At 67.8% G+C, this 14,995-nt stretch carries 11 protein-coding genes and 1 pseudogene; 5 read left to right on the plus strand and 7 right to left on the minus strand.

Annotated elements, in window-relative coordinates; all coding sequences use genetic code 11:
- Window positions 1–58 precede the first annotated feature (58 nt).
- From ASC76_RS17570 to ASC76_RS26645, 4 genes and pseudogenes are all read right to left on the minus strand, one after another.
- Window positions 59–2,572, minus strand: coding sequence for a response regulator (locus ASC76_RS17570; protein ID WP_056469241.1), 2,514 nt, complete (start codon window positions 2,570–2,572; stop codon window positions 59–61).
- A complete protein-coding gene (locus ASC76_RS26635) occupies window positions 2,569–6,741 on the minus strand; it encodes a response regulator (protein WP_371262145.1) in 4,173 nt (1,390 codons plus the stop codon). Before ASC76_RS26635 ends, ASC76_RS17570 begins: the two co-directional genes overlap by 4 nt.
- Complete coding sequence (locus tag ASC76_RS26640) at window positions 6,738–7,271, minus strand: HAMP domain-containing protein (protein ID WP_371262159.1); 534 nt, start codon at window positions 7,269–7,271, stop codon at window positions 6,738–6,740. The genes ASC76_RS26635 and ASC76_RS26640 overlap by 4 nt, the downstream gene beginning before the upstream one ends.
- Window positions 7,257–9,707: pseudogene (locus ASC76_RS26645) on the minus strand (HAMP domain-containing protein); the annotation flags it as partial. The pseudogene ASC76_RS26645 and the gene ASC76_RS26640, both read right to left, overlap by 15 nt.
- Before the next feature lie 305 nt (window positions 9,708–10,012).
- On the opposite strand from ASC76_RS26645, the gene ASC76_RS17585 reads away from it, so the two are divergent.
- Window positions 10,013–10,573 (plus strand): low affinity iron permease family protein, encoded by a 561-nt coding sequence (locus ASC76_RS17585; RefSeq protein WP_082549243.1) that lies wholly within the window; start codon window positions 10,013–10,015, stop codon window positions 10,571–10,573.
- A gap of 15 nt (window positions 10,574–10,588) precedes the next feature.
- Here the strand turns inward: ASC76_RS17585 and ASC76_RS24795 are convergent, their stop codons facing one another.
- From ASC76_RS24795 to ASC76_RS17595, 3 genes are all read right to left on the minus strand, one after another.
- Window positions 10,589–10,807, minus strand: a complete 219-nt coding sequence (locus ASC76_RS24795) for a hypothetical protein (protein ID WP_082549244.1) — start codon at window positions 10,805–10,807, stop codon at window positions 10,589–10,591.
- Between the two features lie 80 nt (window positions 10,808–10,887).
- Window positions 10,888–11,370 (minus strand): CreA family protein, encoded by a 483-nt coding sequence (locus ASC76_RS17590; RefSeq protein ID WP_056469244.1) that lies wholly within the window; start codon window positions 11,368–11,370, stop codon window positions 10,888–10,890.
- Between the two features lie 17 nt (window positions 11,371–11,387).
- Entirely contained in the window at window positions 11,388–12,080 is a 693-nt protein-coding gene (locus ASC76_RS17595) for a glutathione binding-like protein (protein ID WP_056471043.1), read from the minus strand.
- A gap of 74 nt (window positions 12,081–12,154) precedes the next feature.
- Between ASC76_RS17595 and ASC76_RS17600 the strand changes: the two genes are divergently transcribed.
- The 4 genes from ASC76_RS17600 to ASC76_RS17615 all read left to right on the plus strand — a co-directional run bounded on the left by ASC76_RS17600 (window position 12,155) and on the right by ASC76_RS17615 (window position 14,973).
- Complete coding sequence (locus ASC76_RS17600; RefSeq protein WP_056469247.1) at window positions 12,155–12,898, plus strand: hypothetical protein; 744 nt, start codon at window positions 12,155–12,157, stop codon at window positions 12,896–12,898.
- 47 nt (window positions 12,899–12,945) lie between these two features.
- The gene (locus tag ASC76_RS17605; protein WP_082549245.1) at window positions 12,946–13,584 is read left to right on the plus strand and encodes a response regulator transcription factor; all 639 of its coding nucleotides are present in this window, start codon (window positions 12,946–12,948) and stop codon (window positions 13,582–13,584) included.
- A gap of 135 nt (window positions 13,585–13,719) precedes the next feature.
- On the plus strand, window positions 13,720–14,232 hold the full coding sequence (locus tag ASC76_RS17610; protein WP_056469253.1) for a spore coat U domain-containing protein: 513 nt from the start codon (window positions 13,720–13,722) through the stop codon (window positions 14,230–14,232).
- 9 nt (window positions 14,233–14,241) lie between these two features.
- Window positions 14,242–14,973, plus strand: coding sequence for a molecular chaperone (locus ASC76_RS17615; protein WP_056469256.1), 732 nt, complete (start codon window positions 14,242–14,244; stop codon window positions 14,971–14,973).
- The last annotated feature ends 22 nt before the right edge of the window (window positions 14,974–14,995 follow it).

Here is a 14,995-nt window from a genome sequence, read left to right on the forward strand (position 1 = left end):
ACCTTCACTCTAGGCAGCGCACGTGCCGCCGTGAACCACGAAATCCTGCTTTGCTTTTCTACAGCAGCGCGCGCCGCACCTCGTCGACCACCCGGCTCAGGTCCTCCGGCTCGAACGGCTTCAGCAGCACCCGCACGTTGGGCCCGAGCCCGGACAGCTGGCCGCCCATGTCGTAGCCGGTCGAGAACACGATGCGCGCATCGGGCTGCCCCTCCAGCACCCGGCGCGCGAGGTCGACGCCGGACATGCCGGGCAGGCTGACGTCGGTGACGATCAGGTCGAACGGCTCGTCGCGGGCCAGCGCCTCCAGCGCCGCCTCCGCGGAGCCGCAGGTGGTGACCTGCACCGACTCCTCGGCGAGGAACCAGTTCATCTGCTCCTGCAGTTCCTCGTTGTCCTCGACCAGCAATGCACGCAGCTCGCGCGCGGGCACGGCCGGCGCCGCGCGCGCGCTGCGGCCGGCCGGCTCGTCGCGCCACTCGAGCAGGCCGGCCACCAGGCGCAGCATGTCGTTCGGCACCACGGGCTTCTGAATGACGCCCTGGTAACCCTCGTTCAGCGCGAGCTGGCGGTCCTCGGCGCGCACGAACGCGGTCACGGCCGCAGCCGGCAGCATGCCGGGCGTCAGGCCCAGATCGCCCCGGACGCGGCGGATCAGTTCGTAGCCGTCCATGCCGGGCATGCTGAGGTCGCTGAGCAGCAGGTCGAAGCCTTCCTGCCGCAGCCGGTCGAGCGCCGACGCGGCGTTGTTGACGGCCGTCACGCGCGCGCCGCTCGCGCTGAGCAGGCGGCACTCGACCTCCAGCACGTCCTCGTGGTCGTCGACCAACAGGATCGCGACGTCGCGCAGGTCGACCTCGCCGACGGCGCGCGCGCCGGTGTCCGTCGGACGCGCCGACTCGATCAATGCGTCGCCGGTCGCCGCCGGCGGCAGCCAGACCGTGAACACCGCGCCTTGTCCGATGCCGGCGCTGTAGGCGCTGAGCCGGCCGCCGTGCATCTCGACCAGGTTCTTCGCGATCGACAGCCCCAGGCCGAGCCCGCCTTGCTGGCGTGCGGCCGAGCCGTCGGCCTGCGTGAAGCGCTCGAACAGATGCGGCAGGAAGTCCGCCGCGATGCCTTCACCGGTGTCGCTGACGCGCAGTTCGACCCCATCCTGCGTGGCCGCGGTGGCGACCGTCACGGTCCCGCCGGCGCGCGTGAACTTGACCGCGTTGCCGAGCAGGTTCGACGCCACCTGGTGCAGCCGCGCCGAATCGCCGACCAGTTCGAGCGCGGTCGACGACAACGCGTTGACGAGGCGCACACCCTTCGCCTCGGCGTCGGGGCGGGCGGTGTCGGATGCAGTGGTGGCGATGCGGTTCAGGTCGACCGCCTCGGCGCGCAGGCTGAGCTTGCCGGAGACGATGCGGCTCACGTCGAGCAGATCGGCAACGAGTTGCGACAGCGCCTGGGCATTGCGCGTGACCACGTCGATGCCGCGATGCACGGTGGCGGTGTCGATCTTGTCGCGCCGCATGATCGAGGTCCAGCCGAGGATCGCCGCGAGCGGGGTGCGCAGCTCGTGGCTCAACGAGGCGAGGAACTCCTCTTTCGCGCGGGCGACGCGTTCGCCCTCGGTGCGCGCCGCGCGTTCCGCCTCGAGCAGGGCCTCGCGGCGGGACTCGACCTCGCGCCGGTCGGTGATGTCCAGGAAGTAGACCGACAGGCCGATCTCGGACGGGTAGCAATGGCCCTGCAGCCAGCGAGCGACCGGCGCCGGGAAGAACTCCTCGAACGTCACGGTCTGGCGCGAGGCCATCGCCTGCAGCACGGCGCGGCGCGCGGCCAGGCTCAGCGTGCGCGCCGACAGATCCCAGATGCAGGTGTGCAGCAGCTGCTCGACCGGCACGCCGACGACGCGCGCGCCTTCCTCGTTGGCGTAGGTGAAGCGCCAGTCGGTGTCCAGCATCAGCAGACCGTCGGAGATGCTGCCCATCATGTCGCGCAGCTGCTTGTCGGCCACGCGCAGCGCATCGGTGCGCTCGCTGACGCGCTGCTCGAGCGTTCGGTTCAGCTCGCGCAGCTGCTCCTCGGCGAGGCGCCGCTCCTCGACCTCGCCGCGCAGCGCCAGGTTGGCGCGGGCCAGGGCGCGGCTCTTGCGGTGCAGCTCCGCGAACACCGCGACCTTCGAGCGCAGCACGGCGGCGTTGACCGGCTTGCTGAGGAAGTCGACCGCGCCGGTCTGGTAGCCCTCCAGCACGTGCTGGTCCTTGTCGTAGTACGCAGTGAGAAAGATGATCGGCACCGACGCGGTCTTGCGGCGTTCCTTGACGAGCTGCGCGAGTTCCAGGCCGTTCATGCCCGGCATCCGCACGTCGAGCACCAGCAGCGCGAACTCCTCCTGCACCAGCGCCATCAGCGCCTGGTCGGCCGATTCGGCGCGCACCAGGCGGTAGGACGGGTCGTCGAGCACCGTCTCGAGCACGACGAGGTTGGCCGGCTCGTCGTCGACGATCAGGATGTTGATCGGCCCGTCCGCCGCATCGGGCGGCGGCGCGGGCACGCCGTCGTCGGCAAAGACGGCGCTCATCTGAACAGCCACACCCGCATCAACGACAGCAGTTGCGCCGTGTTGACCGGCTTGGAGATGTAGTCGCTGGCACCGGCGTCGAGGCACTTCTCGCGGTCGCCCTTCATCGCCTTGGCGGTCAGCGCCAGGATCGGCAAGTTGCGGAACGCCGGCCGCAGGCGGACCTGGCGCATCGTCTCGTAGCCGTCCATGTCCGGCATCATGATGTCCATCAGCACGAGGCTGATGTCGGGCGTCTCCTCGACGAGGCGGATCGCGTCGCGGCCGTTGGTCGCCGCGATCACGTCCATCTCCTGGTTCTCGAGCAGCGACGTCAGCGCGAAGATGTTGCGCGCGTCGTCGTCGACCACCAGCACCTTGCGGCCCTTCAGCGATTCGTTGGTGCTGTGCAGCCGCTGCAGCATCTGCTGCTTGTCCGCCGGCAGCTGCGACACGACGCGGTGCAGGAAGAGGGCGGTCTCGTCGAGCAGGCGCTCGGGCGACTGCACGTCCTTCAGGATGATGCTCTTCGACATCGTCTTCAGCAGCTTCGTGTCGTCCGCGCTCAGGTCCTTGCCGGTGTAGACGACCACCGGCATGTCGCCGAGTGCCGGCTCGGCCTGGATCTGCTTGAGCAGGTCGAAGCCGGACATGTCGGGCAGGCGCAGGTCGAGCACCACGCAGTCGAACCGCCGCTCGCGCATCGCCTTCAGGGCCTCTTCGCCGGTGGCGGCGGTACTGAGGTCGATGTCGTCGTGGCCGAGCAGGGCTTCGATCGCGGCGCGCTCGTTGTCGTTGTCCTCGACCACCAGCAGGCGGCGCGTGCGCGGCTCGACGAACTCCTTGATGCGGTCGAGCGCGCGCTCCATGCCGTCGCTGGTCGGCGACTTGACGATGTACGCGAACGCGCCGTGCGCCAGGCCGTGGTTGCGGTCTTCTTCGGCGACGCTGAGCATCTGCACCGGGATGTGCCGCGTCGTCGGGTCGAGCTTGAGCTGGTTCAGCACCGTCCAGCCCAGCATGTCGGGCAGGTAGATGTCGAGCGAGATCGCGAGCGGACGGAACTGGTGCGCCAGCGCGAGGCCCTGCGCGCCTTTCAGCGCGACCAGACCCTTGAAGCCGCGGTCACGCGCCAGCCCGAGCACGATGCGCGCGTAATGCGGGTCGTCCTCGATGATCAGCAGCACCGGGTCCCCGGGGGCGATCTGGTCGCGGTCGTCGATCACCTGCGCTTCGCGCGTCAGCGGCAGCACGTTGAACGCGTGCGGGACCGGCGGTTCGCTGGTGCCCGGCGCGGGCGCCGCGATGCGCTTGCCGTCGGGGTCGGCGAAGCGCAGCGGCAGGTACAGCGTGAAGGTGCTGCCCTGGCCGTGCACGCTGTGCAGCTTGATCTCGCCGCCCAGCAGCATCGCCAGTTCGCGGCTGATCGCCAGCCCCAGGCCGGTGCCGCCGTACTTGCGCGAGGTGCCGGCATCGGCCTGCTGGAAGGCCTCGAAGATCAGGCGCTGCTTGTCGGGCGGCACGCCGATGCCGGTGTCCTCGACCGCGAACGCGATCACCTCGCCGGCGTTCTTCAGGACCGGGTGGTCGGGGCTCCAGCCCTCGTCGGCCATCGCCACGCGCACCTCGACGCGGCCGTGCGCGGTGAATTTGACCGCGTTCGACAGCAGGTTCTTCAGGATCTGCTGCAGCCGCTTGGTGTCGCTCTCCATCGCGCGCGGCAGGTCGTCGGCGAAGCGGACGTGGAACGGCAGGTTCTTCGCCTCGGCGACGTGGCGGAAGTTGCGCTCGATCGTCTCGCGCAGGCCGACGAACGGGATCTCCTCGATCTCGACCGTGACCGTGCCGGACTCGATCTTCGACAGGTCCAGGATGTCGTTGATCAGGTGCAGCAGGTCCGAGCCCGACGAATTGATGTTGCGCGAGAACTCGACCTGCTTGTCCGACAGGTTGCCGTTGGCATTGCCGGCCAGCTGCTGGCTCAGGATCAGGATCGAGTTCAGCGGCGTGCGCAGCTCGTGCGACATGTTGGCCAGGAATTCCGACTTGTACTTCGAGGTGAGCGCCAGCTCGGCCGCCTTCTCCTCGAGCGCGTAGCGGGCCTGCTCGACCTCGGCGTTCTTGCGCTCGACCTCGGCGTTCTGCTCGGCCAGCAGCCGGGCCTTGGTGCCGAGCTGTTCGTTGGTTTCCTGCAGCTCGCTCTGGCGCGACTGCAGTTCGACCGTTAGCTGCTGCGATTGCGACAGCAGGCCCTCGGTGCGCATCGTCGCCTCGATGGTGTTGAACACCGCGCCGATGCTCTGCGTCAGCAGTTCGAGGAAGGCCAGCGAGCCGCTGCTGAACTCCTGCACCGACGCGAGCTCGATGACCGCCTTGGTCTGTCCCTCGAACAGCACCGGCAGCACGACGACGCTGACCCGCCGCGCCTCGATCAGGCTGGACGAGATCGTGATCAGGTCCGGCGCCACGCCGCCCAGCAGGATGCGCTTCTTTTCGAGTGCGCACTGCCCGACCAGGCCTTCGCCGAGGCGGATCGTCTCGGCCGGTGCGATGCTGCCGGACTGGCCGTAGCTCGACAGCAGCGTCAGGCGCGGGCGGGCGTCGGCGCCGGTCTCGCCCAGGTGGTAGATCGTCCCTTGCTGCGCGTACAGCAGCGGGGCCAGTTCGCTGAGGAGCATGCGGCTGACGGTCTGCAGCTCGCGCTGACCCTGCAGCATGCCAGTGAACTTGGCGACGTTGGTCTTCAGCCAGTCCTGCTCGCGGTTGCGCTCGGTGGTCTCGCGCAGGTTCGAGATCATCGTGTTGATGTTGTCCTTCAGCTCGGACACCTCGCCCTTGGCCTCGACCTGAATGGAGCGGGTCAGGTCGCCCTTGGTCACCGCGGTGGCGACTTCCGCGATCGCGCGCACCTGCGTGGTCAGGTTGGCGGCGAGCAGGTTGACGTTGCCGGTCAGGTCCTTCCAGGTGCCGGCCGCGCCCGGCACATTGGCCTGGCCACCGAGCCGGCCGTCGACGCCGACCTCGCGCGCCACGTTCGTCACCTGGTCGGCGAACGTGGCCAGCGTGTCGGTCATGTTGTTGATCGTGTCGGCCAGCGCGGCGACCTCGCCCTTCGCTTGCACGGTGAGGCGCTGGCTCAGGTTGCCGTTGGCCACCGCGGTCACGACCTTGACGATGCCGCGCACCTGGTCGGTCAGGTTGGACGCCATGAAGTTGACGTTGTCGGTCAGGTCCTTCCAGGTGCCGCCGACACCCGAGACCTGCGCCTGACCGCCGAGCTTGCCTTCGGTGCCGACCTCGCGCGCCACGCGCGTCACTTCACCTGCGAACGAGTTGAGCTGGTCGACCATCGTGTTGATCGTGTTCTTCAGCTCGAGGATCTCGCCCTTCACGTCGACCGTGATCTTGCGGTTCAGGTCGCCGCGCGCGACCGCGGTGGTCACCTCGGCGATGTTGCGGACCTGCGCGGTCAGGTTCGCGCCCATCGTGTTGACCGAGTCGGTCAGGTCCTTCCAGGTGCCGGCGACGCCCGGCACGACCGCCTGCACGCCCAGCCGGCCTTCGGTGCCGACCTCGCGCGCGACCCGCTCGACGGTGATCTTCTTCGACAGGTCGCCGTTGGCCACCGCGATCGTCACCTCGGCGATATTGCGGACCTGGCCGGTCAGGTTCGACGCCATCGAGTTCACGTTGTCGGTCAGGTCCTTCCACGTGCCGGCGACGCCGGGCACCGCGGCCTGGCCGCCGAGCTTGCCCTCGGTGCCGACCTCGCGCGCCACGCGCGACACCTCGGAGGCGAACGCACCGAGCTGCTCGACCATCGTGTTCATGGTCTCCTTCAGCTGCAGGATCTCGCCCTTCACGTCGACGGTGATCTTGCGGCTCAGGTCGCCTCGGGCAATGGCGGTCGCGACGTCGGCGATGTTGCGGACCTGGCCGGTCAGGTTCGAGGCCATCGAGTTGACGTTGTCGGTCAGGTCCTTCCACGTACCCGCCACACCCGGCACCTGCGCCTGGCCGCCGAGCTTGCCGTCGGTGCCGACCTCGCGCGCGACCCGCGTCACTTCCGACGCGAACGAGCGCAGCTGCTCSACCATCGTGTTGATCGTTTCCTTCAGCTGCAGGATCTCGCCGCGCACGTCGACGGTGATCTTCTTCGACAGGTCGCCGTTGGCCACCGCGATCGTCACCTCGGCGATATTGCGCGCACGTCGACGGTGATCTTCTTCGACAGGTCGCCGTTGGCCACCGCGATCGTCACCTCGGCGATATTGCGGACCTGGCCGGTCAGGTTCGACGCCATCGAGTTGACGTTGTCGGTCAAGTCCTTCCAGGTGCCGGCCACGCCGCGCACATCGGCCTGACCGCCGAGCTTGCCCTCGGTGCCGACCTCGCGCGCCACGCGCGAGACCTCGCCGGCGAACGCGTTGAGCTGGTCGACCATCGTGTTGATCGTGTCCTTCAGCTCCAGGATCTCGCCGCGCACGGTCACCGTGATCTTCTTCGACAGGTCGCCGTTCGCGACCGCGGTCGTCACCTCGGCGATGTTGCGGACCTGGCCGGTCAGGTTGGTGGCCATCGCATTGACCGAGTCGGTCAGGTCCTTCCAGGTGCCGGCGACGCCAGGCACCTCGGCCTGGCCGCCGAGCTTGCCTTCGGTGCCGACTTCGCGCGCGACCCGCGTCACTTCCGACGCGAAGCCGTTCAGCTGGTCGACCATCGTGTTCAGCGTGTTCTTCAGCGCCAGGATCTCGCCCTTGACCTCGACGGTGATCTTCGACGACAGGTCACCGCGCGCGATCGCGGTCGCGACGTCGGCGATGTTGCGGACCTGGCCGGTCAGGTTCGACGCCATGAAGTTGACGTTGTCGGTCAGGTCCTTCCACGTCCCCGCCACGCCGGGCACGACGGCCTGGCCGCCGAGGTTGCCGTCGGTGCCGACCTCGCGCGCGACGCGGCTCACTTCGGACGCGAAGCCGTTGAGCTGGTCCACCATCGTGTTCAACGTGTTCTTCAGCTCCAGGATCTCGCCCTGCACGTCGACGGTGATCTTCTTCGACAGGTCGCCATTGGCCACCGCGGTCGCGACGTCGGCGATGTTGCGCACCTGGCCGGTCAGGTTCGACGCCATCGAATTGACGTTGTCGGTCAGGTCCTTCCAGGTGCCGGCGACGCCGGGCACCGCGGCCTGGCCGCCGAGCTTGCCCTCGGTGCCGACCTCGCGCGCCACGCGCGAGACCTCGCCGGCGAAGGCATTGAGCTGGTCGACCATCGTGTTGATCGTGTCCTTCAGCTCGAGGATCTCGCCGCGCACCGTGACCGTGATCTTCTTCGAGAGGTCGCCGTTCGCGACCGCGGTGGTCACCTCGGCGATGTTGCGCACCTGGCCGGTCAGGTTGGTGGCCATCGCATTCACCGAGTCGGTCAGGTCCTTCCAGATGCCGGCGACGCCACGGCCTTCGGCCTGGCCGCCGAGCTTGCCTTCGGTGCCGACCTCGCGCGCGACCCGCGTCACTTCCGATGCGAAGCCGCCGAGCTGGTCGACCATCGTGTTGATCGTGTTCTTCAGCTCCAGGATCTCGCCGCGCACGTCGACGGTGATCTTCTTCGACAGGTCGCCGTTCGCGACCGCGGTGGTCACGTCGGCGATGTTGCGAACCTGGCCGGTCAGGTTGGACGCCATGAAGTTGACGTTGTCGGTCAGGTCCTTCCAGATGCCGGCGACGCCCGGCACCTGCGCCTGGCCGCCGAGCTTGCCTTCGGTGCCGACCTCGCGCGCCACGCGCGAGACCTCGCCCGCGAAGCCGTTCAGCTGGTCCACCATCGTGTTCATGGTGTTCTTCAGCGCCAGGATCTCGCCCTTGACCTCGACGGTGATCTTGGACGACAGGTCGCCCTTGGCGATCGCGGTCGCGACGCCCGCGATGTTGCGGACCTGGCCGGTCAGGTTCGACGCCATCGAGTTGACCGAGTCGGTCAGGTCCTTCCAGGTGCCGGCGATGCCGGGCACCTCGGCCTGGCCGCCGAGCCGGCCTTCGGTGCCGACCTCGCGCGCCACGCGCGTGACCTCCGACGAGAAGCCGTTCAGCTGGTCGACCATCGTGTTGATGGTCTCCTTCAGTTCCAGGATCTCGCCCTTGACGTCGACGGTGATCTTGCGCGACAGGTCGCCGCGCGCAACCGCGGTCGTCACGGTCGCGATGTTGCGCACCTGGGCGGTCAGGTTGGTCGCCATCGCGTTGACCGAGTCGGTCAGGTCTTTCCACGTGCCCGCCACGCCCGGCACCACCGCCTGGCCGCCGAGCCGGCCGTCGGTGCCGACCTCGCGGGCCACCCGGGTGACCTCGGACGCGAACGAACGCAGCTGGTCGACCATCGTGTTGGTCGCTTCCTTCAGCTGCAGGATTTCGCCGCGCACGTCGACCGTGATCTTCTTCGACAGGTCGCCGTTGGCGACGCCGATCGTCACCTCGGCGATGTTGCGCACCTGGGCCGTCAGGTTGCCGGCCATCTGGTTCACCGAGTCGGTCAGTTCCTTCCACACGCCGGAGACGCCCTTGACCTTGGCCTGGCCGCCGAGCTTGCCTTCGATCCCGACCTCGCGCGCGACCCGCGTCACCTCGGACGTGAAGACCGAGAGCTGCTCGATCATCGTGTTGACGAGCTTGGCCGAGCGCAGGAATTCGCCTTTCAGGATGCGGCCGTCGACCTCGAGCTCCATCGACTGGCTGAGGTCACCTTTGGCGACGGCGCCGATCGTGCGCGCGATCTCGGCGGTCGGCCGCACCAGGTCGTCCATCAGCGTGTTGATCGAGTCGATCTTGGTCGCCCAGCCGCCCAGCGAGCCGGGCAGCGACATGCGCTGCTTCAGCCGGCCCTCCTTGCCGACGGAGGCACTCAGCCGCGCCACCTCGGCGGCGATGCGGGCCTCATGGGCAATGGTCTGGTTGAACGCGGTCGCGATCTGGCCGTCGATGCCGTCCCAGTCGGCCGGCAGGCGCACGGCGAACTCCCCGTCACGGAAGGCGGTGAGCGCCAGCAGGATCTGGCGTGAGCGCGCGTCGTCGCCGTTCGATCGCCCGCTGGTCCCACCGCCAGCGCGCTCGAGTCCGTTTGCGCGCTTGTTGAGTCTGACCGCCGGTTTGAGTGCCTGCATGATCTGATCCGACGAGTTACGGTGCGGCAACAATTATTGGTGTGCAACGCGCACTCCAGTGAGGCGTGCGGACGCATCAGCCGGGATCGGACACGACGGCGGCGTGCCGGCGCTCGCGCCGACGCGGCCTTGTCCTACACGACGACGCAGGCGGCCGTGGTTGAGGCCGCGGTTCGACCGGAGATTCCCTGGGTGAGGGCCCCGCGGCGAGCGCCGTCGTCCTACGGCCGATTCACCCGCGGGCCGACTTTTCGGCGCCCGCCCCGGAACCAGACTGCCCGGAATGAGAGATTGCGGGAGAGACCATGGAGCAGACCGTCGACCGTGATTCCGACGCCGTCGGATCGATGCCCGAGACCAACACCGTCTCGTACGCCAAGCGCTCGGCCGTGCTCAGCGCCTTCGATCGCTTCGCCTCGCGCGTGACGCGCTGGGCCGGCTCGCCGGTCGCGTTCGCGCTCGCGCTGCTGTCGATCCTCGTGTGGGGCCTGACCGGTCGCTATTTCCGCTATTCGGAGAACTGGCAGCTCGTCGTCAACACCGGCACGACCATCATCACCTTCCTGATGGTGTTCATGATCCAGCAGAGCCAGAACAAGGACAGCATCGCGCTGCACCTGAAGCTGAACGAGTTACTGGCCGCGACCAAGCAGGCCAGCAACCGCATGATCGGGATCGAGGACCTCGACGAGCAGGACCTGCGCGAGGTGGCCGACTTCTATGTGCGCCTGGCCGCGCGCGCGAAGAATGGCGGCAAGGGCAAGGAAACGCACTCGATCGACGAGGAGGGCATGCCGACCGACCGGGACCGCGTCCCGATGCCGACCCTGGTGAACGCGAGCGCTGCCGGCGCCGGCGTGCGCTGAACCCGGGCAGGGCGCTCAGGCGCGCTTCTTTGGCGCGGGTGCAGTGGCGCCGTCGCTCAATGCGGCCCATTCCGAATTGCTCATGTCGAGCTCGATCACCTCGGGCTTGCGCGACTCGATCCCGCGCCGCCGCTCGTGCTTGCCCGGCGGCGGGCCGTCGGCGCGACGCCGGTCCACGCCCGCGCGGCGATCTGCGGGAGGAACGATCGGCTTCGGTGGCACGGACTTGGACATGGAACTCGGCGTGAATGGGGACACAAATTCTAGGCAATGCGAAACGCGTTGCGCGTGCCGCCGACCGCAAGCCCCGCGAACTACTTCATGGGGATTGACGTGGCTCGATCCACCGCAACCGCCGTCACGCTGTTCTTCGGCGACCCCTCGATGACCCGATCCGAGTAGGTCAGGTAGACCAGCGTGTTGCGCTTCTTGTCGACCATCCGCACGACCCGCAGCTTCTTGAACAGCACCGACAGGCGCTCGTTGAAGATCTCCTCCTGCTGCGCCAACGGTTTGCCGACGAAGCCGATCGGTCCGACCTGCCGACAGGCGATCGACGCGTCCGCCTTGTCCTCGGCCAGGCCCACGGCACCGGACAGGCCGCCGGTCTTCGCGCGCGACACGTAGCAGGTCACGCCCGACACCTTCGGATCGTCATAGGCGTCGACGACGATCTTGTGGTCCGGACCGATCAGCTTGAAGACCGTGTCGACCTCGCCAATGGGCTCGGCGCGCGGCGCCTGCGCGACGGTGACCAGGACAAGCGCCATGGCGGCGCAACGCAGAGGCTGATTCATCGATGCTCCGGGCAGGTTCAACGCGTGCGATATTGGGTTGCGCCGAACAGGGTCTCGCGCGCCTTCTCGTCGACCAGCGGCTTGCGCTGTGCCGCGAGCACCTCAACCCCGCGCTTGACCGCGGGCCGGGCGGCGATCTCGTCGAACCAGCCCTTCAGGTGCGGGAAGTCGGTCCAGTCGATCCCCTGGTTCTTCCAAGAGCGCAGCCACGGGAAGATCGCGATGTCGGCGATCGTGTAGTCGGGGCCGGCGATGTACTTGCTCTGCGCGAGCCGCCGGTTCATCACGCCGTAAAGACGTTTGGCTTCGTTGGTGTAGCGGTTGATCGCATACTCGATCTTCTCGGGCGCGTAGATACGGAAGTGATGCGCCTGGCCGAGCATCGGCCCGACGCCGCCCATCTGAAACATCAGCCATTCGAGCATCTCGTAGCGGCCGCGGGTGCTCTCGGGCAGGAAGCGGCCGGTCTTGCCCGCCAGGTACATCAGGATGGCGCCCGACTCGAACACCGAGATCGGTTGGCCGTCCGGGCCCTGCGGGTCGACGATCGCCGGGATCTTGTTGTTCGGGCTGATCGCGAGGAACTCGGGCGTGAACTGGTCGCCGGCGCCGATGTCGATGGCGTGCGCGCGATACGGCAGGCGGCATTCCTCCAGCATGATGTGAACTTTGTGCCCGTTGGGCGTGGCCCACGAATACACTTCGATCATGTTCAGATCCATGCCGATTACGCCTTTGCTGCTGAGTCGTGCGGGACATTCACTCTAGTTGATTGGGCGCACCGATGCTCGAATCGTTCAAGCGCTTGTTCTCCCGGCAGGGCCATGAGCGGGACCTGACGCTCGTTTCCGATTGGGCCCTGCAGCGCGGCTACGGGTTCAAGCGTGCGCGCGGCGAAGACGGGTTCGTGATCGACGGCAAGCTCGAGGGACGGCCCTGGCGCATCGAATGGGGCCCGCCGCAGCGCGATTACATCCGCGGCCACGAGTTGCGGCTGCGCATGGAGCTCGACCTGTCGTCGGACGCGCAAATGCTGGTGCTGTCGCGGCCGCTGATGGACTCGCTGGAGCGCAAGACCTTCGAGGAATTCACCGACAACGTGCAGACGCAGATCGGCACCCAGACGCCCGAGGAGATGCGCTGGCTGGTGATGTTCCCGAAGGTCAACCTGACGACGCTGAAATCGCTGCGCACGAACTTCGGTGCCGTGGCCAGCGTGCCCGAAACCGGCCTGGACTGGATCGAGGGCCCGCTCGCCAGCGCACTCGAGCATGCCTCGCGCGGACTGCTTCGCACCGAGCCCCCGTTCGTCCTGATGACGCTGCGTGGCCGCGCCTACCTGCGCACGCAACTCGATGCGCCGGATCCCAAAGCTGTTGCCGCGACGTTGGCGCTCTTCGAAATCGGCGTGACCCAGGCGCTGCGTGTCGTGGGCACCGGAGCCGGGCGCATGCCCGACCCCACCGGCAGAAGCACCGCATGGCAGAACTTTCCTGCCGGCGGCATGAGTGAGGGGGGCACGCGCTGACACGAAAGCGCGGCCGAGGAAGGGGAAAAGCAGGGAGGGGGTGAGCGATGAGAGTGCTGGTTGCCGACGATCAGCCGATCACTCGACTCGGTGTTCGCCAGTTGATCCAGGGCGAGTGGCCGGGCGCGCAGGTCGACGAAGTGGCGACGTTCGAGGCTGCGGCGCGCAGCTTCGACGCGCAGCGACCGGATCTGGTCGTCCTCGATATGGTGATGCCGGATGGGGTGGGTACCGAAGGTGTCGCGCGCATGCTTCAGTTGGCCGGTGAAACGCCGATATTGGTGTTCAGCGCGCATGCCGAATCGGCACTCGCGCTTCGACTTCTCCAGATGGGTGTCGCGGGCTACCTGACCAAGGACCGAGCGGTCGACGAGCTCGTGATCGCGTTGCGGCGCTTGCTGGACGGTCGTCACTATGTCAGCGAGTTCCTGGCGGACCAGTTGGTGGACCGCCTCGGCAACCGAGGCGCGGCCCGCGCGCCTCATGAGCTGCTGTCCTGTCAGGAGCACCGGGTGATGTTGTTGATCGCCGCCGGCAGGGCACCGGCCGTGATCGCCGAGACCATGCAGATCTCGGCCCGCACGGTGGGCACGTATCGAGCTCGCACCCTCGAGAAGACGGGTTGCAAGAACAACGTCGAACTGACCAAGTATTGCGTGCGTCATGGGCTGACTGAAGAGAGCTGACCCACTTTCGCACGCAGCTTGTCGTCGAATCCACTACACGCTCTTGCTTCGTTGCTTTCAAGGCGGAGCGAGTCGCGCTGACTCGAGCGGACGCGGCTCGCGTCCGAAATCATGGTCACACCGCGAGGAGCGACCATGACCCCGTACCGCCGCCGAACATACGTCCTGCTCGTCAGCGTCATGGCGTTTGCCATGACCGGCGCCTTTTCTCCGCGGGCCGATGCCACTGCGGCGAACACCAACCTTCAGGTCTCGGCGACCGTGGTGAGTGCCTGCTCGGTCTCGGCGACGGCGCTGAACTTCGGCAGCAGCATCAATCCGATCTCGGCGGTCGTTCCGATCGACGCCAGCACGACCCTGACCGTCCAGTGCACCGCGACAACCCCTTACAGCGTGGCACTCAGCGCCGGCAACAACGCAGGCGGCAACTTCAGCGCACGTGCCGTTTTGAATGGCGCCGCGACGCTGGGCTACCAGCTCTACAGCAACGCGCTGCGAACCACGGTCTGGGACGATGCCGCCGGCCAGGTCGCCGGGACCGGTACCGGCTCCAACCAGTCACTGACGGTGTATGGACGCCTGCCCAGCGTCACCGGTGCGGTGCCCGGCACGTACACCGACACGGTGGTCGTGACGATCACCTACTGAGGCCTGTCCATGCATCGCGCGATCTCATGCATCCTGCTCGCACTGGCCGCGGCAAGCGGCACGGCCTGCGCCTCCGACCTCGGCGTGGCGCCGGTGGTGGTGCAGCTCGACCCGCACAACCAGCGAACCGCGCTGACGGTCACGAACCGGGGCGCCGATCCGGTCGTCATGCAGGCGGAGGCGGTGCAATGGCGGCGTGACGCGTCGGCCGATGTCGACCTGCCGACCGCCGACCTGCTGGTCAACCCGTCGGTCTTCACGGTGCCGCCGGGGCAGTCGCAGCTGGTGCGGGTCGGCTTGCGCCGCGCCGTATCGTCGGACCGCGAGGAAACGTACCGGATCGTGCTGCGCGAGGTACCACAGCCACCCCGGCCCGGCGAGGTGCGGCAGGGCGGGCAGGTGCAGGTGCTCATGGCGATGCGGGTGCCGGTCTACGTGGCGCCGCCGACGGTGGTGCGCACGCTGCACTGGCGGGCCATGCAAGCCGGCGACGGCAGCATCGACGTCAGCGTGCAAAACGGTGGCAATGTGCATGCGCGGGTCAGGAGCTTGCAGCTGCGTTCTGCGCACGGGTCCGCCATCGCGCCCGAGCAGGCGGCTGTCGCGGTCGTCTTTCCGGGCGAGTCGCGCAGCTTCCGGGTCGCGGATGCGGCCCGCGCCGGTGCGCATCCGATGACGCTCGAAGTCACGACCGACCAGGGCGCGCAACTGGTACCCGTCGCGGCGCGGGCGCATCGATGACCGGCGCATTGCCGTGCAACCC

The organism is Rhizobacter sp. Root404 (assembly GCF_001425865.1).
GTDB lineage: Bacteria > Pseudomonadota > Gammaproteobacteria > Burkholderiales > Burkholderiaceae_C > LMDS01.